20 protein-coding genes, 1 tRNA gene and 2 pseudogenes are annotated in these 24529 nt (G+C 72.9%); 13 read left to right on the forward strand and 10 right to left on the reverse strand.

What is annotated here, in order from left to right; genetic code table 11:
• A partial coding sequence (locus KS423_RS11820; protein ID WP_224278081.1) for an STAS domain-containing protein occupies positions 1-374 on the reverse strand: 374 nt, incomplete at its 3' end.
• A 348-nt stretch (positions 375-722) separates the two neighbouring features.
• Here KS423_RS11820 and KS423_RS11825 point away from each other — a divergent pair.
• Positions 723-1382, forward strand: a complete 660-nt coding sequence (locus KS423_RS11825) for a phosphoribosyltransferase (protein ID WP_224278082.1) — start codon at positions 723-725, stop codon at positions 1380-1382.
• 255 nt (positions 1383-1637) lie between these two features.
• Here KS423_RS11825 and KS423_RS11830 read toward each other — a convergent pair whose 3' ends face one another.
• The gene (locus tag KS423_RS11830; protein WP_374119942.1) at positions 1638-4841 is read right to left on the reverse strand and encodes a bifunctional cytochrome P450/NADPH--P450 reductase; all 3204 of its coding nucleotides are present in this window, start codon (positions 4839-4841) and stop codon (positions 1638-1640) included.
• Between the two features lie 161 nt (positions 4842-5002).
• Here KS423_RS11830 and KS423_RS11835 point away from each other — a divergent pair, with 161 nt between their 5' ends.
• From KS423_RS11835 to KS423_RS11850, 4 genes and pseudogenes are all read left to right on the forward strand, one after another.
• Positions 5003-5674 (forward strand): helix-turn-helix transcriptional regulator, encoded by a 672-nt coding sequence (locus KS423_RS11835; protein ID WP_224278084.1) that lies wholly within the window; start codon positions 5003-5005, stop codon positions 5672-5674.
• A 263-nt stretch (positions 5675-5937) separates the two neighbouring features.
• Positions 5938-6288: a hypothetical protein gene (locus KS423_RS11840; RefSeq protein ID WP_224278086.1), complete on the forward strand. Its 351-nt coding sequence runs from the start codon at positions 5938-5940 to the stop codon at positions 6286-6288.
• Complete coding sequence (locus KS423_RS11845; RefSeq protein ID WP_224278088.1) at positions 6281-8494, forward strand: caspase family protein; 2214 nt, start codon at positions 6281-6283, stop codon at positions 8492-8494. Before KS423_RS11840 ends, KS423_RS11845 begins: the two co-directional genes overlap by 8 nt.
• Before the next feature lie 69 nt (positions 8495-8563).
• A pseudogene (locus KS423_RS11850) lies at positions 8564-9763 on the forward strand (MFS transporter); the annotation flags it as partial.
• A 159-nt stretch (positions 9764-9922) separates the two neighbouring features.
• Here KS423_RS11850 and KS423_RS11855 read toward each other — a convergent pair.
• The 4 genes and pseudogenes from KS423_RS11855 to KS423_RS11870 form a co-directional block, all read right to left on the reverse strand.
• Positions 9923-10253 (reverse strand): annotated as a pseudogene (locus KS423_RS11855) (aldehyde dehydrogenase family protein); the annotation flags it as partial.
• Between the two features lie 42 nt (positions 10254-10295).
• Positions 10296-11687, reverse strand: coding sequence for a carotenoid oxygenase family protein (locus tag KS423_RS11860; protein WP_224278090.1), 1392 nt, complete (start codon positions 11685-11687; stop codon positions 10296-10298).
• A gap of 191 nt (positions 11688-11878) precedes the next feature.
• The gene (locus tag KS423_RS11865; protein WP_224278092.1) at positions 11879-13138 is read right to left on the reverse strand and encodes an MFS transporter; all 1260 of its coding nucleotides are present in this window, start codon (positions 13136-13138) and stop codon (positions 11879-11881) included.
• Positions 13139-13430: 292 nt separating this feature from the next.
• Complete coding sequence (locus KS423_RS11870) at positions 13431-14171, reverse strand: GPR1/FUN34/YaaH family transporter (RefSeq protein ID WP_224278094.1); 741 nt, start codon at positions 14169-14171, stop codon at positions 13431-13433.
• A gap of 281 nt (positions 14172-14452) precedes the next feature.
• On the opposite strand from KS423_RS11870, the gene KS423_RS11875 reads away from it, so the two are divergent.
• The 4 genes from KS423_RS11875 (at position 14453) to KS423_RS11890 (ending at position 17253) form a co-directional block, all read left to right on the forward strand.
• Positions 14453-14722 (forward strand): hypothetical protein, encoded by a 270-nt coding sequence (locus KS423_RS11875; protein WP_224278096.1) that lies wholly within the window; start codon positions 14453-14455, stop codon positions 14720-14722.
• Positions 14723-14774: 52 nt separating this feature from the next.
• The gene (locus KS423_RS11880) at positions 14775-15818 is read left to right on the forward strand and encodes an NAD(P)-dependent alcohol dehydrogenase (protein ID WP_224278098.1); all 1044 of its coding nucleotides are present in this window, start codon (positions 14775-14777) and stop codon (positions 15816-15818) included.
• Positions 15819-15911: 93 nt separating this feature from the next.
• Positions 15912-16817 carry an NAD(P)H-binding protein gene (locus tag KS423_RS11885; RefSeq protein WP_224278100.1) on the forward strand — a complete coding sequence of 302 codons (906 nt, stop codon included), beginning with the start codon at positions 15912-15914 and terminating at the stop codon, positions 16815-16817.
• 109 nt (positions 16818-16926) lie between these two features.
• The gene (locus tag KS423_RS11890) at positions 16927-17253 is read left to right on the forward strand and encodes a MazG-like family protein (protein ID WP_224278101.1); all 327 of its coding nucleotides are present in this window, start codon (positions 16927-16929) and stop codon (positions 17251-17253) included.
• A gap of 128 nt (positions 17254-17381) precedes the next feature.
• Here KS423_RS11890 and KS423_RS11895 read toward each other — a convergent pair whose 3' ends face one another.
• Complete coding sequence (locus tag KS423_RS11895; protein ID WP_224278103.1) at positions 17382-17627, reverse strand: hypothetical protein; 246 nt, start codon at positions 17625-17627, stop codon at positions 17382-17384.
• Entirely contained in the window at positions 17624-18778 is a 1155-nt protein-coding gene (locus tag KS423_RS11900) for an inorganic phosphate transporter (RefSeq protein WP_224278105.1), read from the reverse strand. The genes KS423_RS11895 and KS423_RS11900 overlap by 4 nt, the downstream gene beginning before the upstream one ends.
• A gap of 275 nt (positions 18779-19053) precedes the next feature.
• Between KS423_RS11900 and KS423_RS11905 the strand changes: the two genes are divergently transcribed.
• From KS423_RS11905 to KS423_RS11915, 3 genes are all read left to right on the forward strand, one after another.
• On the forward strand, positions 19054-19479 hold the full coding sequence (locus KS423_RS11905; protein ID WP_224278107.1) for a hypothetical protein: 426 nt from the start codon (positions 19054-19056) through the stop codon (positions 19477-19479).
• Positions 19480-19676: 197 nt separating this feature from the next.
• The gene (locus tag KS423_RS11910) at positions 19677-20408 is read left to right on the forward strand and encodes a hypothetical protein (RefSeq protein ID WP_224278109.1); all 732 of its coding nucleotides are present in this window, start codon (positions 19677-19679) and stop codon (positions 20406-20408) included.
• Positions 20409-21311: 903 nt separating this feature from the next.
• Positions 21312-21899, forward strand: a complete 588-nt coding sequence (locus tag KS423_RS11915; protein WP_224278111.1) for a polysaccharide deacetylase family protein — start codon at positions 21312-21314, stop codon at positions 21897-21899.
• 7 nt (positions 21900-21906) lie between these two features.
• Here the strand turns inward: KS423_RS11915 and KS423_RS11920 are convergent, their stop codons facing one another.
• The gene (locus KS423_RS11920) at positions 21907-22719 is read right to left on the reverse strand and encodes a hypothetical protein (RefSeq protein ID WP_224278113.1); all 813 of its coding nucleotides are present in this window, start codon (positions 22717-22719) and stop codon (positions 21907-21909) included.
• A gap of 193 nt (positions 22720-22912) precedes the next feature.
• Between KS423_RS11920 and KS423_RS11925 the strand changes: the two genes are divergently transcribed.
• Positions 22913-22983 (forward strand) — tRNA-Cys (locus tag KS423_RS11925).
• 107 nt (positions 22984-23090) lie between these two features.
• On the opposite strand, the gene KS423_RS11930 is transcribed toward KS423_RS11925, so the two are convergent.
• The coding region (locus KS423_RS11930) for a DUF6493 family protein (RefSeq protein WP_224278115.1) at positions 23091-24529 on the reverse strand (1439 nt) is incomplete at its 5' end.

Raw genomic sequence — 24529 nt, forward strand, 5'->3', positions numbered from 1 at the left:
GTGCGGAGGTCGGCGTGGACCCGCAGCACGCCGTCGGCCCCGGTGATCGCGAACAGCCGCGCCACCGACGGGCCGGGGCCGGCCGGCTCCAGCCCCAGCCCGGCCGCCTGCGCGTCAAGCCGGGCGCGCAGCAGGACGTTCAGCCCGGTCGAGTCGCAGAACCGCAGGCCGGCGAGGTCGACCACGATCCGTTCGATGTCGCCCGCCGACGGCGGGTGGGCGGGCGCGGCGCGCAGTTCGTCCGCGGTGTCCCGGTCCAGCTCCCCGACCACGGTGACGATCCGTACCGGCCCCCGGTCGCCCACCGCGATCCGCAGGTCGCCGGACTCGTCGCCCCCGGCGGGCTCGCAAGGCTGATCGGATGGCGGTGACATGACCCGCTCCCGGTCCGGCCGGGACGGCGGGGCGCCGTCGTGACCATCATCGCGCGCACCGTGCCGGGCCGGGCGAACGGCCGTACCCGCGAACATCCCGGGTACGGGCGGGAGCACCGTCCGTCGGTCGTCCATGCCCCGCGCCTGCCCCGACCCCGCCGGGTCACACGCGCCGGCCCGCATGGCCCGCATCACGGCCTGACCGCACCCCGGACGTTAGAGCCCGCGGCGGCGGGGAAGGCGCGACGGTGGAGGGGTCGGGCGGGCGCTTGCCCGCGGGCCGCTCGCCGGTTCGTGCCACCCCGTCCCGACCGGGGCGCGCGAACGCACGGAGGACAAGGACAGGCCGTGAGATTCCTCGACCGGAGCACCGCCGGACACCAGCTGGCCCGCAGGCTCGTCCCGCTGCTGGGCGGGCGGGCCGGTGCCGGGGTGGTGGTCCTCGGCCTCGCCCCCGGCGGGCTGCCGGTGGCCGCCGAGGTCGCCGAGGCCCTGGATGCCCCGCTCGACGCCGCGGTGGTCCGGCCGCTGGCCGTGCCCGGCCACGACCGCCCGGTCGGCGCGATCGCGGACGGCGACCCGCCGCTGTTCGACGGGTACACCCTCAGGACCCTCGGCGTCACCCCGGCGGAGCTGGGTGCGAGCGTCAAGCGGGAGCGGGTCGAGGTCCACCGCCGCGAGGCGCTCTACCGCCAGGGCCGGTCCCGGCTGCCGCTGCACGGGCGCACCGTCGTCCTCGTCTCCGACGGCCTGACCGACGCCCTCACCACCCGGGCGGCCCTGCACGCCCTCGCCGCCGACCGCCCGGCGCACCTGGTCCTCGCCGCGCCGGTCTGTGACGCCCGGATCGCGGCCGACCTGCGCCGGGACGTGGACACGGTGGTCTGCCTCCACCTGCCCCGCTACGCGCACGCCGCCGGGCCCTGGTACGGCGAGTTCCACGAGGTCACCGACCGCGAGGCGGCCGTCCTGCTGCGGCGGTACACCCCGGCGGGTGGACGGAGCTGAGGGGGTGTGGCAGCTCACCCGGGAGCAGGCCTCGGCTCGATGACCCGGCGGTCAGGGAGAACCTGCGGACCGCCGGAGTTCGCGCTGCCGAAGACCGACGGTGGATGCGCGGGTTCACCCCGGCGCCCTCGGGTCCGTCGACACCCCATCAGGAAGCTTGCACCGAAAGGTCCGTTTCCTCATACTTCCGGTCTCGACGCGGCGCTCTCCGCGTACCGGGTCCGGGCGCCGTCGCCCGTGTCCGTGGGCCGGCGCTCAGCCCGCGTACACGTCCTCGACGTACCGGCCGGCCTCGATCAGCCCCTGCAGCCAGGCCTGCGACCGCTGCTCGTCGGCCCCCGGAGTGCGCTCCCGGTACAGCGCCCGGAAGGCCGCCCGGACGCCCGGCGCCATCCGGGCCCCGTCCCCGCACACGTACACCTCGGCACCGGCTTCGAGCAGCTCCCAGACCTCGGCCGCCTCGGCCGTGATCCGGTCCTGCACGTAGCGCCGCCCGTGCTGCGGCCGCTCGCTGAAGGCGGGCCGCAGCGACACCGCGCCGGCCTGTTCGGCCGCCTCCAGCTCGCCCCGGTGCAGGTAGTCCGCCGCCGCGTCGTCGCAGCCGAAGTACAGCAGTGCCGGGGCGAGTTCGGCCCCCTCGGCGAGCAGTGCCCGGCGGTCGGCGACAGCGCCCCGGAAGGGTGCCAGGCCGGTGCCGGCCGCGATCATGACCACCGGGGTGCGGTGGCCGATCCGGAACGCCTCGCGGCAGGGCTGGACCCGGGCCAGCACGGTGTCACCGACGGCCACCCGGTCGAGGTGGCCGGAGCCGGTGCCGCGGAAGGTGCCCCGGCCGGAGCGGGCCGGCCCGCTGAGCACCGAGACCATCAGGTCCACCTGGCCCGGGTCGCCGGCGGGCGAGGAGGAGATCGAGTAGTGCCGCGGCCGGATCGGCGGCAGCAGCTCCAGCAGCACCGGCCAGGTGAGCCGCTCCTGCACGGCCGGGTGGTCCTCGATCAGGTCCAGCAGGGTGCGCGGGTCGCCCTCCGGCAGCGCCCGCAGCGCGGCCTGCTCGGGCGGGCAGGGGTTGAGCGCGGCCAGTGCGGCGCGCTGCTCGGCGCTCGGGCGGTCCTGCAACTCGACGTGGTGGGTGAGCAGTTCGCGCACCGCCAGCGGGCGGTCGACGGCCGGTCCGGTGCGCCGGTGCGCCACGATGGCCAGCACCGTGTCCGGGTCGGCGCCGAACAGCTTGGCGGCGCGCTCGACCAGCGCCGGGTCGTTGGCCGGCAGCACGGTGAGGTGGTCGGCGGTCCGGTAGCCGGTGCCTTCCGGCAGGGCCAGGCGGACCAGCCGCTTGACCCGGTGGTAGTCGGGGTCGGTCAGGCTGCCGACGGCGGTGACGGTCAGCTCCGCCATGTCGTGCCGGGCGGCCAGCGCGGCCAGCGGGCCGCCGGTCACCTCGGTCACCGAGTAGGCGGCCTCCGGCTGCGGCGCGGCGGGGGCGTCGGCGTCCCCGTAGCGCGCCAGCAGGGCCTCGCGCAGTGCCCCGGTGAACTCCCGTACGGTGCCGGCCAGGTCGCCGGAGGCGTCGGCCTCGGCGCGGGCCAGCAGCCGGGTGCCGCCGAGCGCGGCGAGCCGGTCGTCGATCAGCGCCGGGACGCGCTGGTAGGTCGCGGCGTAGGTGCGGTCGCCGATGCCGAGCACCGCGTACTCGACACCGTCGGCCGTCCCGCCGTCCCCGGACTCGTGGGAGTCGTACGACTCCTGGAGCCGGCGGACGAACAGGGCCGCGTCGTCGGTCGGCTGCCCGTTGTACGAGGCCGCGGTGATCACCACCGGCCGGTCGGTGGGCAGCCCGTCCGCGTACGCGTCCAGCGGGGCGATCTCGGTCTCGCAGCCGAGGTCGGCGGCGGCCTCCGCGAGCTGCCGGCCGAACTCCCGGCAGGCGCCGTAGTTCGAGCCGTGCAGGAGCAGCAGCCCGGTCCCCCGCCGGACCCGCCCGGGGCGTTCGGCGGCCGGGCCGGCCTGCCGGTCCACAGCCGTCGGCGTGGCGCCGAGGCCGGCGGTCCGGACGGGCGTACGCCGGGCGAGGCCGAGGGTGAACCCGTCGGGCTTGATGGTGAGGGTCTGCTTGACGGTGAGCCGGTAGTCGGCGTGGTCGATCAGCCGGTAGCGGTGGACCAGCATGCCGAGCAGCATGACGGCCTCGTGCAGCGCGAACTGCCGTCCGATGCAGGCGCGTTCGCCGGTACCGAAGGGCTTGAAGGCATGCGGGGAGCGGGCCTGCTCGCACTCGGGGTCGAACCGGGACGGGTCGAACAGCTCCGGGTTGTCGCCCCACGCCGGGTCGCGGTGCAGCATCGGCGTGCTGACGAAGACCGTCTCCCCGGCGCGCAGCGGGATGCGGCCGCCGAGCAGGGTGTCCTCGCGCGCCTCCCGGCTGAACGCGGGCGCCGTCGGCCACAGCCGCAGCGCCTCGTTGAGCACCTGGCGGGTGTGGCGCAGCCGTCCGACGTCCTCGTAGGAGGGCTCCGGGTCGGTCTGGGCGCCCCAGAGCGCGTCCACCTCCCGCTGCACCTGCCGCAGCACGGTCGGGTGCTTGACCAGGTAGTACAGCGCGAAGGAGAGCGCGCCCGAGGTGGTCTCGTGGCCGGCGATCAGGAAGGTGATCACCTGGTTGCGGATGTTCTCGGCGTCCAGCCGGGTGCCGTCCGAAGGGCGGACCGCGCCGAGCATCAGGCCGAGCAGGTCCTCGGCCGGGCCCTGCTCCTCCTCCCCGGCACGGGCGGCGATCACCTCGTCCACCACGTTGGCCAGGTAGTCGGCGTCGGCCCGGAAGGCCGCGTCGCGTTCGCGGTGGTCCGCCTGCGGGTCACGGGTGAGCCCTGTCATCGCCCAGTTCAGGCAGCGCACCATCGCCTCGACGAAGGGGTGCGGCTCGTCCCGCTCGAAGGATCCGAAGTCGAAGCCGAAGCCGGCCAGCCCGATGGTGTCCAGGGTCATCCGGGTCATGTCGCCGGGCACGTCCACCGGCAGTCCGGCGGCCTGCCGGCGGTCCCAGGAGTCGACCAGCCTGCGGGCCACCCGCAGCATCACCGGGTGGTAGGTGCGCATCGAGCCGAGCGCGAAGGCGGGCATCAGGATGTCGTGCGCCCGGGCCCAGTTGGGCTCGTCGTTGTAGGCGGTGAACAGGCCGTCGCCGGTGAACTGACGGACGTTCTCCAGGGCCGGGCCGACCGACTTGGTGAAGCGGGTCTCGTCGGCCAGCTCCGCCACCAGCTCCAGGCTGCTGACGACCATGAGGTCCCGGCCGTGCAGCCGCTGGACGAAGGCCGGGCCGTGCTCTCTGGCCAGTTCCATGGTGCGCAGCATCGGGACGGCGGCCGGCGGCGCCGCCGAGATGTCCACCAGGGGGACGGCCCGGCCCTCCGCCCCGGCCGCCCGCTCGTCCTCGGTCATGCTCTCCACGGTCTCGGTCATCGCTGTGCCCCTCCCACGGCAGGAAACTTTCGACTTCCACCACTGTGCGCCCATCGGGCGGCGGGTCCGGCCGGGATCACTACATGATTGTGTAGTACCCGGGGCGGTCGCGGACTTGCCCACGAACCGTCAGCTCTGGTCCCCGGCAAGGAGAACCACAGATGCGAACGACCGAGGGCTGCGGGCCCGCACCGGGCAGCCGGCCGGACGCCGCCGTGATCTGGCGCAACCGGGCGCTGCGGCTGCTGGACCACGTACCGCTGCCCATCGCGGTGTGCGAGTTCGGCGGGCGGATCCTGATCGTCAACCGCGCGATGGCGGCCGAATTCGGGCGCTTGCCGGGGCAGATGCGCAACCGTAGGATCCTGGAGTTCTTCACCCTCCGGGACAGCGGCACCCTGGAGGCGCTCACCGAGGCCGTACGGCTGCACCGCCGCTCCCAGTACCCGGCCCGGGTCTCCTGGACGCCCGTCGACGGCCGCGGGCGCAACGGCGAGATGACCGTCGCCCTGGTCGGCGACACCCCGGAGCAGACCCCGAGCCTGCTGCTCTCGCTACAGGCCGCGGAGCCGGTCGGCGAGGCCTCGCCGACCGGCCCGCAGGCCGACGCCAGCCCGGTCGAGGCCCGCATCCTGGCCGCGGCGGCCCGCGGCGACACCACCGCACAGATCGCCCGCGAGATCGGCGTCACCCCGGACGGGGTCAACTACCACCTGGCCCGGCTCTCCCGCCGCTGGCGCGTCCCCAACCGCACCGCCCTGGTCGCCCGGGCCTACGCCACCGGTGTCCTGGCCCCGGACGTATGGCCGCCGCGGCCGGCCGGTCCGGTGTGACGTACCCCCGGGCCCTCGGAGTCAGTCCGCGACGCCCCGCTGCGCCTCGATGAACGCCGTCGTGGCGGACTGGTCCGGCAGCGGGCGCCCGTAGCCGGCCTGCTGCTGCCCTGACCTGCGATGCCGCCGGCCCTCCGCCCCGCCCCCGTGCGGAATTCCACAAGTCGGTTACAAGCTCCCCCCGTTGCTCCCCGCGCGGGGCCGATCCCTGCCATCATCCCGGCTGAACCCGGGAGGCACCCGGGAGAGGCCGAGGGAGTGCCATGGACGCGCGGATCAAGGTCGCCGGCGGCGACGAGCTGCGGGAGACGGCGGAGCTCTGGGACTGGCTGCGCCGGGAGCGCGAGCTGGCGGGGCTGGTACGTCCCCTTCCGTCCCCGCCCACCGACGGAGAGCTGGGCGGGGTGACCGAGGTGCTGGAGATAGCCCTCGGCGCCGGGGGTGCGGGCGTGGCGCTGGCCGGGTCGCTGTCGGTCTGGCTGCGGACCCGCCGCGCGGACGTGTCGCTCGAAGTGACGACCAAGCGCGGCCGGGTCAAGCTGACCGCACGGCAGATGAAGCAGGAGGACGTCGTCCCGCTCCTGGCCGAGGTGCTGGGCGACGACGATGAGTGAGCTGCCCGGCCCCCCGCACTTCGCCGACTCCCGCGCGATCCTGATCGGCACCGGCACCTACCGGGACACCGGCCTCTCACGGCTGCCGGCCGCCCTCAACAGCCTGCGGGCGCTGCACCGCACCCTCACCGACCCTCGGCTGTGCGGCTGGCCCGAGGACCGGGTCACCGTGATCGAGGACGCGGCCGACATGCCCGCCCTGGTGCAGACCCTGCGCCTGCTCGCCCGCGAGACCCGCGGCGTCCTGCTGCTCTACTACGTCGGGCACGGCCTCGTGCGACCACGCGGCCAGCTGTGCCTGACGCTCGCCCACACCTCGCCCGAGCACGCCGACGTGACCGGGCTGGACTTCGAGAAGATCCGCGAGGCGTTCCTGGACAGTCCGGCGAAGGTCAAGGCCGTCGTGCTGGACTGCTGCTTCGCCGGCCGGGCCATCGAGGCCCTGGCGGGCGAGGCCGCCCAGGCCGCGTCCACGGACATCCTCGGCACCTACATCCTCACCGCCAGCGACCGCACCGCCCACGTCGTCCCGCTCGCCGAGCAGGCCGACCGGACCACCTCGTTCACCGGCACCATGGTCGACCTGGTCCGCAGCGGGCTCCCCGAGGGGCCGGAGTGGCTCACCCTCGACGCCCTCTACCCGTACCTGCGCGACGAGTTGATCCGGCGCGGGCTGCCCGTGCCCAACCGGCAGGGAACCGACACCGCGGGCCGGTTCGCGTTCACCCGCAACCCCGCCCACCGCCCCGCGCCCGCCCGTGCCTCCCGGCTCGCCCAGGCACTGGCCGTGGCCCTCGCCGAGTGCGCCGACGCCGGGCCCTCCGGCACCGGACAGCTGGCGGAGGCGACCGGGCACTCTCCGGAGCAGGTCGAGGCCTACCTGTCCGGCCGGACCATCGCCCCCTGCACCTTCCTGGACGGCTTCGCCGCCCACCTCTCCCGGCTCGGCCGTCCGCCGGCCCCGTCCCGGCTGCGTGAACTCCACGACCTGCGCGCCGCCGAACTGCGCGACAGCCCGGACCCCGCCGACCAGGTGGTCTACCTCCGGGAGGTCACCGAGGAGCTCCGGCAGGCGATCGCCGCCCTCACCGCGGAACGGGACGAGGCAGACCGGGCCCGCACCGACGAACAGGAGCGTGCCCGTCTGGAGGCCGAGCGCCTCGCCGAGCAGCTCGCGGCCGAGCAGGAGCGCAGCCGGCGGCTCCAGGCGGAGTCCGCGGAGAAGGGCCGCCAGCTGAACGCCGCCGCCGGGTTGAACCGCGCGCTGGAGGCGGACCTGGCCCACGTCCGGGAGCAGGCCGAACTCATCACCCGGGAACTGCTCGTACTGCGGCGGCAGGTCGAACACCTGCTGGACCCACCGGACTCGCCGGAGCCTGCCGACGCGGCGCCCGCCGCGGTCACCGCCGCCGTCACCACTGCCGTATCCGCCGGCGGGGCCCAGGCCGTGACCGACCGGATCCCCTCACCGCCCGTGGGGACACCGCCGCCCCGTCGGACGGCTCCCCCGGCGCCCCGCCGTCCGCGGCGCTACGGCAGCCGGTTCGACTGGCGGGACGCGCTCTCCCCCGCCCGTTTCGTGGCCCAGGCTCTGCTCGTGCTCACGGGCCTGTCCACCGTCGCCCTCGGTTTCTCCTGGTACGTCGACGCCTACGACGACACGGTCGCCTACCGCAGCGCGCCGGTCTGTGGCGCCCCGGCCACCGCACCCGGCACGGGCTGCACCACCCAGGAGACCGGCCGGGTGACGGGCAAGAAGACCGACCAGAGCAGCGACTCCACCAGCTACGACGTCACCGTCTCCCGTGAGGCGGCACCCACCACCACCTACAGCGTCACCGAGGGGCTCTACGACAGCGTGGAGAGCGGCACCAACGTGGACCTGACGCTCTGGAAGGGCCGTGTGGTCCAGCTCTCCCACCAGGGCCACCGCTCCGCCGTCGTGAACGCCCTCTGGCTCACCTCCTTCGAACTGGCCCTCCTGGTCGGCCTGGGAACCGTCGTCAGCGTCTACGGCCTGCTCGGACGTCGCCTCGAAAGCTGGGGGGTCCCACTTGCCGTCCTCCCCTTCCTCGTCTTCCTCACCTTCATCGGCAGCGTCATGCTCCTCGGCGCCCAGTGGCCCTTCGCCGTCACCCTCGCCATCCCCGTCATCGCCTGGCTGGTCCTGACCGCCATCGCCACCGCGATGTCCTGGGAGGGCTAGCGAAGGCCGACCGGCCGTCCCGGGCCCCCACCTTGACCTCAAGTCCGCTTCAACCACGACCCTGGTCGGATGCCTCTCCCCGTGACGACCCGTCTGCTGCCGCGTCCGTACCGATCGCTGTTCGCCCGCCACGACTTCCGCCGACTCCTGCCCGCCCTGGCCGCCTCCGACCTGGGGGACGGGATGAGCGTGGTCGCCGTGGCGTGGCTGGCCGTCCTGATCGCGCCTCCGGGCCGGTCCGGGCTGGTCGTCGGCGCCGCGGTGGCCGCCTACGCCCTCCCCGGCGCCGCGGGCGCGCTGCTCTTCGGCCGCCGGCTGCGCCGCCTGCCTCCCCGGCGGCTGATCGCCGCCGACAGCCGGGTCCGCGCGCTGCTCCTCGGGTGCGTGCCCCTGGCCTGGGCCGCAGGGGTGCTGCACCCGGTCCTCTACGTCGTCCTGCTCGCCGGGTCCTCGGTGCTGCACGCCTGGGGCAGCGCGGGGAAGTACTCGCTGCTCGCCCGGATGCTTCCCCCGGAGCAGCGGCTGGCCGCGAACGCGCTGGTCAGTGCGAGCGCCTCGGCGTCCGTCATCGTCGGCCCCGCACTCGCCGGATTCCTGGCGACGGCCGTCGGCCCCGCCTGGATCATCGGGCTCGACGCGCTGTCCTTCGCCGTCCTCGCTGTCCAGGTCGGGCGGCTGGGCGACCCGGTCGAGGCGCCGGCCACCGGCGCGCCGACCGACACCGGCCGGCCGCCGGCCGGCCTCCCACTGTTGCGCCGCCGGCCCGAGCTGCTCGGGATCCTCGCCCTGACCTGGGCCTTCAACCTCCTCTACGGGCCGTTGGAGGTCGCCCTCCCGCTGCATGTCACCGAGGACCTGCACGCCGGTGCCGGCCTCCTCGGGCTGTACTGGACGGTCTTCGGCATCGGTGCGGTTCTGGGGGCCCTGGCCGCGGGCACCCTGCGCAGGCTCCCGCTCTGGCCCGTCACCCTGGGCATCATCGCCGGCTGGGGCCTGGCCCTCCTGCCGTTCGGCCTGGGGGTGCCCGCCTCCGTCTCCCTCGTCTGCTTCGCCCTGGGCGGTGTGGTCTACGGACCCTTCACCGCACTGTCCTTCACCCTGTTCCAGGACCGCACCCCGGCGGCCTGGCTGACCGCGGTCCTGGCCGCCCGAAGCGCCGCCCTGCTCACCGCCGCCCCCGTGGGCACCGCACTCGGTGGCCCCCTCACCGCCGCGCTGGGGCCTCAACGGGTGCTGGCCGCTTCGGGACTCGCGACCATCGCGCTCGCCCTCGTGGCCGCCGCGGCGCGAACCGCGGGAAGGCACCGACCGCCGTCGAAGCCCGCCGGAACCGCAGCCGGTCGGGACGGCCGGCGCCGCGCAACAGCCACCGCCGACACCGACGTGACGACAGGTCAGTACCGTCTCGGCCGCTCGGCCCAGGGGCACGTCCAGGCCGGCGACCTCGACGATGGGCAGGACGGGGCCGAAGACCTCCTCCCGCATGACCGGGACATCGGGCTTCACCTCGGCCAGCAGGGTGGGCGCGACGTAGCGGTCCGCGCGGTCGTGCCGTCCGCCGAAGACCGTACGCCCCGGGTCGAGGAGCGCGACGACCCGGTCGAAGTGGCGTTCGTTGACGATGCGTCCGTACGCCTGCGACCGCGCCGGGGCCGTACAGCTCGGTGACGGCCCGGTCCAGGACGCCTTCCAGCCCACGGGCCGTGGCCGGGTCGGTCAGCAGGTAGTCGGGGGCGACGCAGGTCTGCCCGGCGTTGACGGACGGCGACGGCGTCGGCCGGCGTGATCAAGGGCGGGGTGTTCACTCGGAGTCCTCTCGGACGGGGTCGGGGATCCAGCTGCCGTGGAAGCCGGCCGGCACCCGCACCGGCAGGTGGACGGTGGCGATCGGGTCGCCGGTGAAGTCCTCGGCGGAGAGGACGACCAGGTCGCTCGCGCCCCGCTCGGGGTCGTGGACGTAGGCCAGCAGGTAGCCGTCGTCCTCGCTGCGGGCGCCCTGCCTCGGGACGAAGGAGACCTCGCCGGTGTAGCGGCCGGCGCCGAACTCCCGCACGGTGCTGGACTGCCGGCTCAGGTCGTGCTTGATCAGCGCGTCTCCGGCTGCCTCCGGGGTCAGGGCCTCCAGGGCCTGCGTCGCGGCGAAGTGGCGCAGCAGGGCGGTGGCCACGGTGGAGTACCCGTAGCGGTGGGCGCCGCCGACCACCGCCGGGCTGACCGCCGGGAACTCCTGCGGGCGGTCGTCCAGACGGGTCTCGGTGACCTTGCCGGAGACGGTGTCGACGATCCAGCGGTCCAGGGTGGGGCTGCTCTGCCCGTCCACCGCACCGCCGGCGAACATCCTCGGGTAGCGGACCACGTCGACGACGACCCGGTCGCCGTCCTCGTGGGCGTTGAGCGTGTGGTAGACGAAGCAGGGCTCGACCTCGTACCAGCCGACCTCCGTACCGTTGCGGGGCAGCAGCCCGATCCGCGCGCCGCGGGTCTCGTCCCAGACCGCCGGGTACGTCTTGCGCGCGAGGTTGTCGGCCATGCCGACGCGCCCCGAGAGGTCCAGGACGACGGCGAAGTTCCGGGTCAGCGCCATGTCGTGCACCACCGGCCGGTGCGGGACGGGGATGTCCACGGCCCGGACGACGGCGCCCTGCGGGGAGACCACCAGGTGGCGCAGGTTCTCGCTGTCCCGCTGCCAGGTGATCGCGTGCAGCTCGCCGGTGCCCGGGTCGAGCTTGGGGTGGGCGGCGAACCCGTCGGGCAGCGTCCCGCAGAAGTCGCTGGCGCCCACCGTCTCGATCTCGTAGGAGAGTTCGTACGGGCGGAAGCCGCCTTCGACCAGCGCGAAGGTGCGGTCGGCGTGGCCGATCACGTGCGTGTTGGGCGCGACGTCGACGATCCTCGGCGCGGCGCCGGGGCGCGGCCGCTCCCCCAGGGCCTCGGCCACGGCGGCGCTGCGGACCAGCCGGTTGCGGTACCACCGGGCCCGCCCGTCGAGCAGCCGCACCCCGTGCACCATGGCGTACCCGGCGAACAGGTGCCGCGGCCGGGGGTCCTCCGCCCGCATCCCGTTCGGGCCGTTGCGCAGGTACCGGCCGTTCAGCTCCGCCGGGATCGTGCCGGTGACCGGCAGGTCGAAGGCGGTGACTTCCTCCGCCACCGGGGTGTAGGCACCGGTGAACGGGTTGGTGACGGTGGACACCGCAGACTCCTCCAGGCCGCTTCCGACTGCCGCCGCCCACGCGGGACGGCGCGCCCGGCTCAACGACCCGCCCACCCACCGGGTGACGGCCGGGCCTCGTCGAACCGCCTGTCAGCGGTCCCCGGGCGGTGGTCAGCGGCGCGGCGCCGGACGGCTGGGCGCTCGTCGACGGTGGCGAGCGTCCAGCGCCGCTAGTCGGCCTCCACCAGCGGGGATTCACTTTGCCGACCTCGCGCGGAGGCTTCCGCACCCGGTTTCCCGGATCGGGTTCGCTCGGCCCATGCGGCCACCGGAGGTCCTGCGGCGCCCAGGCATGCGAAGAATGCGCCGAGGAGTAGCCAGCCCGTGTGTCCGAGCGCGAGGACTGCCCCGGTCAGGATCACGGGGGCGAGGGCCTGGCCTGCGTCGAAGCCGATACCGAGGAGGCCCTGATACTGCCCTTGGGCATGGTCGGGTGCGAGACCGAAGCCGAGCGCGAAGCCGCCCGAGGACTCCCACACCTCTCCGACGCTGTGGACGCACACGGCGAGGACGGCGAGCGCCGGTGCGACCCAGGCGGGAACGTCGGCCGTCAGCGCCATCAACGGGCAGCTGACGAGGAACAGGAGCCCGGCGAGGCGAAATGCGCGGCCGCCCTGTCGTGGGGTTTCCACCTTGGAGCCGAGCTTGCTCTGCAGCAGCACGCAGACGCCGCTGTTGATCGCGTAGACCGCTGCCACGGTCCAGCGCGGTGCGTCGGTGTGGGCGGTGAGCCAGACCGGCAACAGCAGGGCGACGGTCTGGTACTGCAGGCCCATGGCGCTGTAGAGCGCGACGAAGGACACGTACGGCCGGTCTGCCAGGACGGACCACTGTCGGTGCTCCTTCGGCCGAGGCAGGGGCCGGTAGTTCGGGACGCCCATGAACACGATCAGTCCGGCGCAGGCGAAGCTGGCGGCGTTGGCGAGGATCAGCCCGGTGTAGGCAGGGCGAGTGTTGATCTGGATGGCGAAGGCCGCGCCGAGGGTGCCCACGACGACGCCGAGATTGACGAACGTGCGGAGTCTGGCCCGGAAGGCGGCAGGGCGTTCACCGCCGACTCTGGCGACGAGCGCACCGCCCGCGGCGCCGCTCGCCGTGGCAGCCAGCCGGTCCAGGGTGGCGACGAGCGTGAACGCGAGCCAACTGTCGATGAAGACGAAAGCCGCCATGGTGGCGGCCTGCAGGGCGAGGGTGGTCAGCCAGATCATGCGCGGCCCGTACCGGTCGGCCAGATTGCCCGCCGGTATGCCGGCCGCCAAGCCACTGAGGCCGGCGATCGTCAGACCCGCTCCTACCTGTGTGGCGGGCAGGTGCACCACCAACGTGAAGTAGAGGATGGCAGCGGTGTTGAAGAGACCGTTGCCGACCCTGCTGACGAAATTGGCGATGATCAGAGCTCGCTGCGGACCGGAAACCGGCGTGCTGGACACCTGTTGCCTCGACCCCCTCCTGATCATGTCGATCAGGTTAACACCGGCCCCCACCAAGGGTTTCGCGCGGTCTGAAGGCCGTAGCGGCGCAGACGCACCCCGCGGCGATTCACCGTGAAGCCGCTCGTGCAGCGCCCGCCGACGGCCGGCCGACCCGACGCACTGTCGGATCGACCGGCCCCACGGCACGTCGGTGGCCGTAGCGCTCCGCCTCGGGTCGATGGTCCGGGGAGCGGACGGATCGGGACACGGAACAGCTGCTCGGTGCGCGCGGGGATGCGGGAGCAGGCGTTCAGAGCGTGCGCCGCACGCCCGCCTGGCGCTCCAGGTTGCGCAGCTGGACGGCCAGGTCACCGTTCACGGCGGCCCGGGCGGGTCCGCTGCGGCCGATGGGCAGGACCTCCTCGCTGCGCATGTCCTCCAGCAGCAGGGCGAACGCCGTGTACATCGCGACGCACGCCACCAGGAGGCCGAGGGCCCCGGACGTGCGCGTGAGCCACTCGGCGCCCGTGAGGCCGGACAGGCCGGTGGCCGCCCAGCGGGGCAGCGAGACCACCAGCACGAGCCACAGCGCGCGCTTGGGCCGGGTCACGGCGGTCATCAACGCCCCGAAACACAGGAACGCCAGGTTGAACACACCCAGCACCCGGAGGCCGTCGGCGGCGCCGCTGAACATGACCAGCGAGTAGGCCAGCCAGCTGCCGGCGAACACGCCCATGAGTGTCGCCGCGATCACGTCACGGGCGCCGAAGCACAGGATGCTCACCAGGAACTGCAGGACGAAGGCGGGCAGCACGCACAGGGCGACGGCGCCGCGGGCCTCGGTGCCGAGGAGCCCGAGCTGCAGGCATCCCGTCATCACGGAGGCGATCGCCACCGTGAAGAAGCCCAGCGGCATGGGCGAGGCCATGGGACGCAGGTTGATCCTGGTGATCGACCGGAGGTCCGGTTCGAAACGGCGTTCCTCGGAAGCGTCCGTCCCACCGGCGGGCGGTCCGTCGCCGCCGGCGGCGGCCGGGGAGGCTGTGGTCATCGTGCGAATCTCTCCTTCAACGTTCGAAGTGGAAGAGCACGTCGACGCCCGGAGCGGCCTGCGCCCCGGCGATCTCGAACACGAGAGCCCTCTCGGAGCGATCGGTGGCACGCCCACCGCGTCGACGGCTCGGCATCCCCGAAGCTACGACCGGCCCGACCGACCGCGTTTGCCCCCTGCGCCCACGAGTTGGCACGACAGCGCACTACTGACCGCAACGGAAGCCCGGAGTCGCCGCCGGGCTGCTCCCGCTGCGGTGGACAGGTGGCATCATCGGCGGTGTGGGCTTCGGCGCGTCGTTCTCCGGCGCCATCCGGACCATCATCCCGCTCGTACGGGCCGACCAGCGGGCCGGGCCGTTCGCGGCCGTCCACGTGGTCGCCTACCCGAGCTTCGGAGTGCCGGCGATCATCGCCGGCCTGCTGATCGCCCCCGTGGGCCTGCTCGCCACGGTTCTCGGCTACGGCGCCGCCGTCCACGCCGTGGCGGCCCCCGGACTGCTCGCGCAGTATCGTTTCGCCGCCCACGGCCGCATCGACGCCCGCCCCTGACGGAGAACGCCGAGCGACCTTGATCCATCCAGAGAGAAGGACACGAACTCCCATGACCACCACTGTTGCCGCTTACGCCACTCCCGCCGCCAAGGCCCCGCTGGAACGCACGACCATCGAGCGCCGCGCCGTCGGCGAACACGACGTGCTGATCGACATCGCCTTCGTCGGCATCTGCCACTCCGACATCCACCAGGCCCGCGAGGGCTGGGGCGAGGCGATCTTCCCCATGGTGCCCGGGCACGAGATCGCCGGCATCGTCACCGAGGTCGGCCCCGGCGTCACGAAGTTCGCGGTCGGCGAACGGGTCGGCGTCGGCTGCATGGTCGACTCCTGCCGCACCTGCGACAACTGCCGGGCCGGCCTGGAGCAGTACTGCGCCGAGGGCCCGGTCTGGACGTACAACGCCGTCGGCAAGGACGGACAGCCCACCTACGGCGGCTACGCGAAGAACGTGGTCGTCGACGAGAACTACGTCGTGCGCATCCCGGACGCCCTGTCGCTGGACGTGGCCGCCCCGCTGCTGTGCGCGGGGATCACCACCTACTCCCCGCTGCGGCACTGGAACGCCGGCCCCGGCAGGCGGGTCGCCGTCGTCGGACTCGGCGGGCTCGGCCACATGGGCGTACAGATCGCCCACGCGCTCGGCGCCGAGGTCACCGTACTGTCCCAGTCCCTGCGCAAGAAGGACGACGGCCTTCGGCTGGGCGCCGACCACTACCACGCCACCAGCGACCCCGCGACCTTCCAGAACCTCGCGGGCACCTTCGACCTCATCCTCAACACCGTCTCCGCCCCGCTCGACTTCGCCGCCTACTTCTCCCTGCTGCGCACCGACGGGGCCATGGTCAACGTCGGTCTCCCGGAGGAACCCGTGCAGGTCGACCTCCGGTCGCTGAACGGCAACCGCCGCAGCATGAGCACCTCGGGCATCGGCGGCATCGCCGAGACCCAGGAGATGCTGGACTTCTGCGCCGAGCACGGCGTGGCCGCCGAGATCGAACTGATCAGCGCCGACCGGATCAACGACGCCTACGAGCGCGTCATCGCCGGCGACGTCCGCTACCGCTTCGTCATCGACACCGCCACCATCTGACACCGTCCGGCCACGGCGTACCGCTCCGGTCGCGCCGTGGCCACACGGTCGGTCACCCTTGTTCCAAGTCGTGGACACCCCGTGGAGGGCACTGTGCAATCGATTCTGGTGACCGGGGCCGCCGGCCGCGTGGGCGCGGTCGGGCGGTCCGTAGTCGAGGACCTGCGGCAACGAGGCCTCCCGGTCCGCGCCATGGTGCGCCGTGACGACGAGCGCGCCGAGGCGCTGCGCGCGACGGGCGCCGAGGTCGTCGTCGGGGACCTGACCGACGTCGACGACGTGGCCGGGGCGCTGGCGGGCTGCCGGCGGGTGTACTTCGGCATGGGCGTCTCCGCCCAGTACCTGGAGGCCGCCCTCACGACGGCGGCCGTGGCACGGGAGACGGGGCTGCTGGAGGTGTTCGTGAACATGTCGCAGCTGACCGTCTCCGAGCTGGGCCTGACCGGCGCGGGCGAGTCGCACCAGCACCGGCAGCAGTGGCTGGTCGAGCAGGTCCTCGCCTGGTCGGAGCTGCCCGTGGTCGAGATCAGGCCCACCGTGTTCCTGGAGAACCCGCTCTTCCGCATCGGGCTGTCCTCGATCGCGGTGGACGGCACCATCAGGCTGCCCCTCGGGCGGGCGCGGACCTCCCCCGTCGCCGCCGCGGACGTCGCCGCGGTCGTGGCGCAGGTCCTGGCCGAGCCGGGCCCGCACCTCGGCCGCGCCTACGAGCTGACCGGCCCGCGCTCGCAGGACGGCGCCGCCATCGCCGCGGAGGTCTCCGCGGCCCTCGGCCGGCCGGTCGGCTACGCCGACGTGCCGCTGGAGGAGTGGATCGACCATGACCTCAGACCGCTGGACCTGCCGGAACACGTCTTCCAGCACATCTCCACCATGGCCCGGCTCCACGCCGAGAACCGCTACGACCGCCAGGCCGACGGCGTCCGGCAGGTCACCGGGCGGCCCGCCACCGGAGTGGGCGGGTTCATCCGGCAGAACGCCGGCCGGTTCGCCGGCTGACGGCCCGCGGCCGACCGGGCGCCGAGCCGGCAGGAAATCGAAAAGACCCAGGCTCGCCGGGAACCGCCCGGCTTGATCGACCCATTCGAACAGGGGCAGGATCCCCTCCATGGAAGAGACCTGGAAAGTCGTCAACTCCCTTGCAGAGCGGCTTGATTCGCACTACGACCGGAACGACGAGCAGCGCTGGACCGTGCAGGCCCTCAAGCTCCAGGAGGAGGCGGGAGAGGTCGCCGAGGCCGTCATCGGGGCGCTGGGTGCCAACCCCCGCAAAGGCCACTCGCACGACTGGGACGACGTGCGCAAGGAGACCTGCGACGTGGCCGTGTCCGCCCTGGTGATGCTCGTCCGGATGGGCGGCGACCCCCGCCGGTTCTTCGACGAGCACCTCCGCGCGGTAGCCTCCCGCGACACGGAGAACGGCACCCGGACCTGACCTGCCAGCCCACCGAAGGACGAAGCCGGTCGAGAGGCAGGCCGGTCGGCGGCTATCTCACCACCATCGCCGGGCCCGGCTCCAACGGCTGCTTCCTCGTCACGCGGCAGCAAGTCGGACGTGCACGGTCAGCTGTGGCCGACGATGACGAAGACGCCCCAGCCGATCGCGGCGAGGACCACCGCGAAGCACACCGTGGCGAGGGTGTACCCGAGCGCCCCGGCCGTGCGGCGTGAGACCCCGGCCCTGCCCACCCCGACCGGCGGGTAGAGGGCGCGCACACCGATGGCGAACAGCGCGGGCAGGCCCGCACCGGCGAGGAATCCCACCACGATGATCTTCCAGAGCGCGTCCGGGTCGATCCAGGGGTTCACCGGATCACCTCGTCGGCGGGAGGCTCCGGAACGAGCGAGCCGGCCCACGCGGCGTTGACGTTCTCCGGCGTGACGGCCGGGTGGCGGGATGCGACGAAGAAGGCGGTCGAGGCCAGCACCAGAACGGCGAAGACGACCACGACACCGGGGGCACCGCCGATCCCGTGGGCGCCCCAGTAGGCCAACGCCCCGACCAGCGTCGCGGCCGGGAGGGTGAGCAGCCAGGCCACCACCATGCGGTGGGCGATGTTCCACCGTACGACCGCACCCTTCTTGCCGACCCCCGATCCGAGGATCGACCCGGTGGCGACGTGGGTGGTCGAGAGCGAGTAGCCGAAGTCGGCGGAGGAGAGGATGACCGCGGCCGAGGCGGACTCGCTGGACATCCCCTGCGGCGGTTCGATCTCCACCAGCCCCTTGCCCAGCGCCCTGATGACCCGCCAGCCGCCGATGTAGGTGCCCAGGGCGATGGCCGTGGCGCAGGCGGTGATCACCCATGTCGGGGCCTTCGCCCCGGCGCTCAGCGTTCCGTTGGCGATCAGGGCCAGGGTGATGACGCCCATGGTCTTCTGCGCGTCGTTGGTGCCGTGGGCGAGCGAGACCATGCAGGCCGAACCGACCTGACCGCTCCGGAACCCGCGCGTGCGCGGGCCTTCGGCGACGTCGCGGGTGAGGCGGTAGACGAGGTAGGTGCCGAGCGCGGCGACCGAGCCGGCGATGACCGGCGACAGGGCGGCCGGCACGATCACCTTGGCGACGAGACCCTGCCACTTGACGGCGGAGGCGCCGGCCGCCGCCATGGTCGCCCCGACCACGCCGCCGATCAGCGCGTGCGAGGAACTCGAAGGGATCCCGACGTACCAGGTCATCAGGTTCCACAGGATGCTGCCCGTCAGGCCCGCTATGACCACGGTCAGTGTCACGTCCTGGCTCCGCACCAGGCCACCGGCGATCGTCGCCGCGACCGCGGTCGACAGGAACGCACCCACCAGGTTCAGCACTGCCGAGACGCCGACCGCGACACGCGGCGGGAGGGCGCCGGTGACGATCGAGGTCGCCATGGCGTTGCCGGTGTCGTGGAACCCGTTGGTGAAGTCGAAACCCAGCGCGGTGACCACCACCAGCGCAAGAATCACGTCATTGCCGGTCACGGGAACGAAGCTAGCCCGCCGACCGCCGCCCACCCGCTCCCCCACCGTCCGGACCGGCCGGGAATCGCAGGGCGTCATCCGATCGGACCAGCACACGGTGGAGCCGGTGGGTCACCCCCGCGTACGCCGAAGGGTGATCGCCGACTGTTACACAGCGGTGACGATCCGTCCACAACCCATCCGCGGCATACGGCGTCCCTACAGATGGCAGGGCCCGAATCGCGGCATCCACGCCTTCGGGCCGGACAACCACCTCCCCTCGAAAGGGGTGCACCGTGATCGTCTCCAAGCGGAACCACCTGCGTCTGGCCGCCGTGACCACCCTCAGCATGCTCTCCCTCGGACTGGCGGGCACCGCCATGGCGGCCACCCCCGCCGCCCACCCCGCGTCCGCCGTGCAGCCGGCCATCACGCAGGCGGCCGCCGCGCACGCCACCGTCACCGCCAAGCCGTCGGTCTCCTCCGTCCAGGCGTGGCAGCTGTTCCGTGTCACCGGCACGACCACCGGCCTCAAGGCGGGAAGCACGGTGACCCTGCAGCAGAAGCAGCACGGCAGGTGGGTCACGCTGCCCGCCTCCGTCCCCACGACCCGCAACGGCTCCTACTCGCTCGGCGTGAAGCTCGGCCTCAAGGGCCTGAACGAGCTGCGCATCATCAGCGGAGACACCGTCTCCCCCGTCTTCACCGTCACCGTGCGCTGACCCGCGCCGCCTTCGTCCGCCGGTGGGCGGAGGACTTGAAGCAGGTTCGACGGGACGGGGGGTGTCCGCCCGGGCGGACACCCCCCGTCCCCGGGGGTCAACGTCAAGCCGTCGCCGCATCGGAGGACCATCAGGATCGACTACTCGATCAATAATTAAGTGTCGCCGATCAGTTCGGGACTGCTACCGTCCCGGACGTGGCAAAGCTGAACCAGATCATCGCCGTTGAAAAGGGCGTCAAGTCCAAGTCCTTCCAGGAGCTGACGCAGGCCCACCAGGACCTGCAGAAGCCCGCGCTGCTGGCCGGGATCTCCCGTACCTACCAGCCCAAGGACGAGGAGGGCGAGCAGCTGCCGCCGGAGTCGACCCGTGTGCAGCTGAAGGCCGAGGACATCCTGCGGTCCACCGCGAACACCCTCACCCGGCTCTTCGATGTGACGGCCACCAAGGACTGGGCCAACATCAGCGCCCGCGCCGACGTGGTGGTGGACGGCCAGGTGCTCCTCGCCCAGGTGCCGGTGCCGTACCTGCTCTTCCTGGAGAAGCAGCTCACCGACCTGTTCACCTTCGTGAGGAAGCTCCCGGTGCTGGACGCCTCCGAGTCCTGGAACCTCGACCCTTCCACCGACTCCTGGAAGACCGAGCCGGTGCGCACCATCCGGACCAAGAAGGTGCCGCGCAACCACGTCAAGGCCGAGGCCACCGAGAAGCACCCGGCCCAGGTCGAGGTCTACTACGAGGACATCGCGGTCGGTTACTGGACCACGGTGAAGTTCTCCGGCGCGCTGCCGGCCCGCCGGGTGAACGAGCTCGCCGAGCGCGTGGAGAAGCTCCAGCAGGCAGTCAAGTTCGCCCGCGAGGAGGCCAACGCCGTCGAGGTCACCGACCAACGGGTCGGTGACGCCGTCTTCGGCTACCTGTTCCGGTAGCCTCGTGATCGCCCGCCCGGGGAGCCGGGCGGGTGCACCGAGCGCGCCAGGGACCTGTTCCGGGAGACCGGGCGGGTGCGCTGCGCGGTGCGAAAAGCTGACACTGATGTTGAAGCTGACCAGGGGTCACAGTGGAGGTTCGAACCCTCCCCCCGGCACCACCGGCCGGAGTAGCCCAACCAGGCAGAGGCAGACCCCTTGAACCTCAGACTCTCGCTCCAGTCTCAGCATTCGCCGCCGAACACCGGATCGACCGGGTGCGGACGAATATCGACGAATGCAGGTTCAAGTCCTGTCTGTGCCGCTTCGTGGCACGGTAGTTCAAAGGCAGAACGCGTCGATTTCAATCTGATCCGCAACCCTTAAACGTGCCGGTGTGCGCAATTGGGCGGCAAACAGGGGCCCGGGAGCAGGCTACGCTCCCGGGTCCTCTCGCTTCCCCGATGCGGCCGATTCGGCAGGACCGCAGAAGGATCGTGGGTGTGCGCGACGGCTGCGGTTGCGCCCACCGCCCGGGCAGGCCCAGCGGCCGAACCGGTGCCGGACCGGGCGGTCCCGCACGGCGTGGAAACGTCATCCGAGCTGTTCGGGCCGACCCCCATCAGGCGACTCCCGTTCCTGCATCCGGGTGAAATGGCGCGCAGTCGCCTGGCGCGACCGGAAGCCGGGTCCGACGCTGCCAGAATGCAATCTCCTTGAGGGCCACCTGTACAGGCAGTGCCACCCGGACAGCTGGAGCGGAACATGCGAATCATTCGACCACGCAGTAGCTCGGAAGGAGCGCCCGGCGCAGGTGCGGGACGTCTCCCGTGGACGCTCATGTACCACTCGGTGGCGTCAACGGTCGAGGATCCCTATCTGATTACCGTTGCCCCCGCACGGTTTCGCCGCCAGCTGCGCTGGTTGTCCACTCGCGGGCTGCGCGGGGTGTCGGTGGGGGCCCTGATGCGTTCCCACCGGGACGGCACCGCTGCGGGCATGGTGGGGCTCAGCTTCGATGACGGATACCGCGACTTCGTGGAGGAGGCCATGCCCGCACTGGCGGAGCACGGCTTCACCGCGACGGTCTACGTGGTGGCCGGCCGGCTGGGCGGATACAACGACTGGGACGGGCAGGGCCCGCGCAAGCCGCTGATGACGGCGCGCGAGGTCTGCGAAGCCGCTGCCGCCGGGATGGAGATCGGCTCGCACGGGCTGACGCACCGGCGGCTGGCAGGCCTGGGCGCGCAGGATCTGGCGGCCCAGGTCTCCGACAGCCGCCACGTGCTGGAGGACCTCACGGGCCGGGCGGTCGAGGGGTTCTGCTACCCCTACGGTTCGCTCGACGCCGCCGCGGTGGAGGCGGTGGCGCAAGCCGGCTACGCGTACGCGTGCGCGGTCAGCCCCGGTGCTCACAGCGGGGTGTACGCGCTTCCCCGCTGCTACGTCGGTGACCGGGACGGGCCGCTGCACCTGACCGCGAAGCTGGTCCGTGACCGCTGGCGGCGCTGACGGCCGTTCAGCGCAGTGCGGCGGCGGGTTCGACGTGCAGCCAGGACTCGTGCCAGAGCAGGGCGCACCGGCGGTCGCAGCCGGTGGCGAGCGGTTCGCCGCCGCAGCGCAGGCCGTGGAGGATGAACCAGCGCCCCCCGGTGGGGTGTTGCCACCAGGCGAGGGACCGGTGGCGCAGTTCGGTGGCACCGTGACGGGTGCCGGCGTGGCGCTCCATCCCCGCCTGGAAGGGAACGCCGTGCAGGCGTCCGTCGGGGCCGAGGGTCGCGTGGATCTCCGCGAGGCTGCGCACGGTTGCCCAGAGGGTGACGGGCCGGGCGGCGGGCACCGGCGCGGGGGCGGGCTCCAGCCATTCGTCGCGGAACAGCAGTGCGCAGTCCAGTCCGCAGCCCTGGGTCCCGTCGGCACCGTGGCAGGTGGCACCGGCCAGGGCGACGGTGCCCGACAGGCGCCGCACGCGGTAGTGGTCGTCGATCATGCGGCACACGACGCGTTCGACCTGGTAGACGCCGCCGCAGTACGACCATTGGCTGCCGGTGAACCACAAACCGCGGTGGCGGTCCTTGGCGTCGAGGGTGGCGCGCACCGTGGCCTCGTCCTTCACCCTGACCCAGTCCCCCTCGGCGAAGCGGGAGGGCCGGCCGGGCGCCGGAACGTCGGCTCGGCGCTCACGCAGGCCTTCGCGGGCGATCCGGGCGCGGCGCACGACACCGAGTGGGGGAAGGTCGCGCAGGGGCAGGCTCTTGTACTGGCACCGGTTCGCGGCGCTTCCGCAGCGCAGCTCCGTAGTACGGGTGAACCGTGATTCCTCGACGGCCATGAATGAAATCCCATCGGGTCGGAGATATCGGCACAGGCTAACGCAACCTGGCTTTTTCGCGCCGGCCCCCGGACCTTTCCGACGCCATGTCGAGAGAAATAACACTAAACACACTAAGGACTTCCGGGGTGAACAATCACCACTCCCAGAGAATCCTGGTTCATGTGCGTGTAGCGTTTCCCACCGTTGTCGCGGTGGAGTGGCCGAGTGGCGAGGCGGCGGCTTGCAGAGCCGTTCAGATGGGTTCGATTCCTGTCTCCACCTTTTCCCTTGTCCTCAGGCTTCCCCTGCCGCATCGCGCGTTCGGCTGTCGGGCGCAGCCGCGGCCGCGTACGGCAGAACCGCAGGTGTCGGTATCCGCTCCGGCTCGGTCAGGTCGTGAGGATCCGGATCAGTCGGGCCGATTCCGCCCGGACCCGGCTGGGCGCGGTTGGTGCGGCCAGGCCGGCGAGGGCGGGGAGGGTGGTGCGGATGCCTTCGGCTGCCGCGCACTCGGCGGCGAGTGCGAGGGCGTCCGCCAGTCCGCGCCTGCCGGGCTCGGCGGTGAGGCCGGTGATCACGGCGGTGAGCACCGTCCACACCGTCCGGCCCGCGCCGCTGCGAGCGGCGTCGGCCAGGACGGGCAGGATCCGGTTGGGCTTGGCCGCGGACAGTCGCCAGAGCGCCGCGATCCACTCGCCGAGCGCCTCCGGCCGGAGCCGGCCGCGTGCGGTCAGTGCCAGCAGCGCGTCCAGCGCGGCGGTGCGGTTCTCCGTGCGGGCGGCGGTCAGCCCGTACGCGAGCAGGAGGTGGCTCACCGGGCCGAACTCCCCTGGGAGTTCCGCGATCCGGGGCAGGAGGGGATTGGTTCCCCGGGAGCCGGAGGTCGTGTCCGCTTGGAGCACCACGGAGGGGAGGCCGTGTGCGGCGACGGTCTCGGGGTGCCAGGGCGCCAGCCAGGGCAACTGGACGAGTTCGGTGGGCGGCGTCGGCGGCGAGCCAACGAACCGGCCGGTCTCGGTGGGGTCGGGGAGGGTGTGGAGCAGTCCGGTGACGCCCTCGGGTACGGGCGCGGCGGTGACGGCTAGCGGTGCGATGCGCGGGAGTGTGGGCGGGGCCCAGCCGAAGGTGCCGACCCGCTCGGGCAGGTCCGGGGTCTGGATGTGGAACCGGCCGGGTACGGGCGGCGCCGTGTCGGGAGGCAGGGCGCAGCCGAGTCCGGCAGCGGCGGCACGGACGGTCGGCAGCGCGCTCGGGGGTGTCCGGAGCAGCGACTGGGCCAGGTCCGCGGGCCAGGGACCGACACCGGCGGTTCGGTACGCCGCGAGCCGCTCGGTGAGCACGGCCGGGTCGATCGTGCCGTCGTCGGCGGTGGGGGTGGCGAGCAGGAGCGGCACCGGCGCGTCGGTGATCCGCGAGGCCGCCTCGTGGACGCGCAGTGCGGGGATCACGGCGGGGGTGCGCATGTGGGCGGGGAGGTCGAGCAGCTCGGCCGCGTGCACGCCGGACTCGTGCGGTCGGCCGGTCAGGGCGTCGAGCAGGCAGCCGAGCGCTCCCCCGGCGCTGCGGGCTTCCCAGAACAGGACCGGGTGCTCGTCGCGGCGTGCGGCGAGCGGGGCGAGAGCGGCCCGCAGGGCGGTCGCGTCGCGGTGGTGTTCCGCGACGAGAGCCGCGAACACCACCTCGAACTCACCGGGGTCGGGCACGCGGTCGGCCAGCACGGCCCCCAACCGCTCCGCGAGGTCGAGCGGGCCGGCGGGTGCGGCCGGCAGTGCGGCGTTCCCCACGTGCGCGGCGGCGATGGGTCCGTCGTGCTGCCGCTCGGCGGCCG

The organism is Streptomyces sp. LS1784, assembly GCF_020103755.1.
In the GTDB taxonomy this organism is placed as follows: Bacteria; Actinomycetota; Actinomycetes; order Streptomycetales; family Streptomycetaceae; genus Kitasatospora.

Bases quoted from the DNA above. Each gene is read 5' to 3' on its own strand.
- KS423_RS11830 (WP_374119942.1), bottom strand. From the start codon at position 4,841: ATGACCGAGACCGTGGAGAGCATGACCGAGGACGAGCGGGCGGCCGGG.
- KS423_RS11835 (WP_224278084.1), top strand. From the start codon at position 5,003: ATGCGAACGACCGAGGGCTGCGGGCCCGCACCGGGCAGCCGGCCGGAC.
- KS423_RS11840 (WP_224278086.1), top strand. From the start codon at position 5,938: ATGGACGCGCGGATCAAGGTCGCCGGCGGCGACGAGCTGCGGGAGACG.
- KS423_RS11845 (WP_224278088.1), top strand. From the start codon at position 6,281: ATGAGTGAGCTGCCCGGCCCCCCGCACTTCGCCGACTCCCGCGCGATC.
- KS423_RS11870 (WP_224278094.1), bottom strand. From the start codon at position 14,171: ATGACCACAGCCTCCCCGGCCGCCGCCGGCGGCGACGGACCGCCCGCC.
- KS423_RS11880 (WP_224278098.1), top strand. From the start codon at position 14,775: ATGACCACCACTGTTGCCGCTTACGCCACTCCCGCCGCCAAGGCCCCG.
- KS423_RS11890 (WP_224278101.1), top strand. From the start codon at position 16,927: ATGGAAGAGACCTGGAAAGTCGTCAACTCCCTTGCAGAGCGGCTTGAT.
- KS423_RS11920 (WP_224278113.1), bottom strand. From the start codon at position 22,719: ATGGCCGTCGAGGAATCACGGTTCACCCGTACTACGGAGCTGCGCTGC.